Source organism: Pseudomonas sp. P5_A2_2 (assembly GCF_054177685.1).
The window spans coordinates 1-1,363 of record NZ_JBGCUL010001124.1 but is presented as its reverse complement, the minus strand read 5'-3'; the positions used below and the strand labels follow the sequence as shown (position 1 = coordinate 1,363).

At 63.5% G+C, this 1,363-nt stretch carries 2 protein-coding genes; both read right to left on the bottom strand.

Features of this window, described 5'->3' with window-relative positions:
• Window positions 1-36 precede the first annotated feature (36 nt).
• Window positions 37-849, bottom strand: coding sequence for a lytic transglycosylase domain-containing protein (locus ACXRVY_RS29365; RefSeq protein WP_223458956.1), 813 nt, complete (start codon window positions 847-849; stop codon window positions 37-39).
• A gap of 107 nt (window positions 850-956) precedes the next feature.
• A partial coding sequence (locus tag ACXRVY_RS29360; protein ID WP_458239004.1) for a cupin domain-containing protein occupies window positions 957-1,363 on the bottom strand: 407 nt, incomplete at its 5' end.

Below are 1,363 nucleotides of genomic sequence, written 5' to 3'. Positions count from 1 at the left end.
GCGTATTACCTGTTCCGGGTTGTGCGCCCTAGGGTACTAGCGATGGTTGCGATAGCGTTCGGTCAAGGACTGCACGAGGGTGACGTAGGATTGCGTCTCGGCGTAGGGAGGCACCCCGTTGTACTCGACCACGGACGCTTCGCCAGCGTTGTAACCTGCCAACGCCAGCACCTGGTTCCCGTTGAAGCGCTTGAGTAGCCAGGCCAGGTAGCGCACGCCACCACGAATGTTCTGTCGTGCGTCGAACGGATCGTCCACGGCGAAGCGCTCGGCGGTGGCGGGCATCAACTGCATCAGCCCCTGGGCGCCGGCTTCGGAAATGGCGTTGGGGCGAAACGCCGATTCGGCATGTATCACTGCGCGGACCAGCGCCCTGTCGACACCATAATGACCCGAAGCGGCTTCGATCTCCCGCCGATAGGAATGGGTGTCCAGGCGCAGTGAGGCGACCTTGAAATCCTTCGTCGCCATGCACAGATAGCAGCCCCTGATGTAATAGAGCTCAAGGACATCGACCCGTGCGGAGATCCCGACAGGGCGCCGGCTCACATATTGACGTTTACCCTTGTGGATGAAGGTGAACACCCGAATCCGCACCGCGCCTGGGTCTTCGTCCCGCACAACCCGTGGCAGGGCCATTGTCTTGGCGCCTCTACCTGCGCCCGCCATGCCATTCAGGCGAGTGCAGCGGGCGCTGGCGATAACCTGGCTGGTGTAGCTGATGGCTCCGTCCCTGGCTTGGCACTTGAACATGGCGCTGGCGCTGGCGCACAGTGGAGCGACCAGCAAGGCCAGCTCGATGCAGCCAAGAAGGCTCTTGCGAGCCCATCGCCATGCTCTGGAACTCATCACATCACTTCGCTCCGCGCCGCAGGCGCCGATCAGGTCTGGGGCGCCTGGCCCGGACGCTGCCTTTGGAGGGCCTGGTCTGGGTGACCCGCCTTTTGCTCTGATAGTTATACCCCTTGTAACCGGCCTTGGAACTTGCGTTGACGTACGGGCTGCCGGCGTTCCCAGGCGAGGCACAGGCCTGATTGCTCGCACGACGCGTCGTCCCGGCTTGCCAGGGCCGGGCGCAAGTCCGATCCGCGGGTGACGGACCCGGAGCCGGGGCGGGACAGGCCCAGGTACGCGACGGCAAAGTTGTCATCGTAATCCGCCCGGGCCGAACTCATCCGGGAATGAAATACACCTTGCGCACCAGCGTGATGTTTTCCCAGGTTCCCTTGAACCCCGCCGCCACCACGAACGAATCCCCCCGGCCCGAAGGTCTTCGCCACGCCGTCCGCATCGGTCAGGCGTACGGTGCCTTCGAGGATGTGGCACATCTCGTCGTAGTCGCACTCGCAACTCGGTCCAGGCA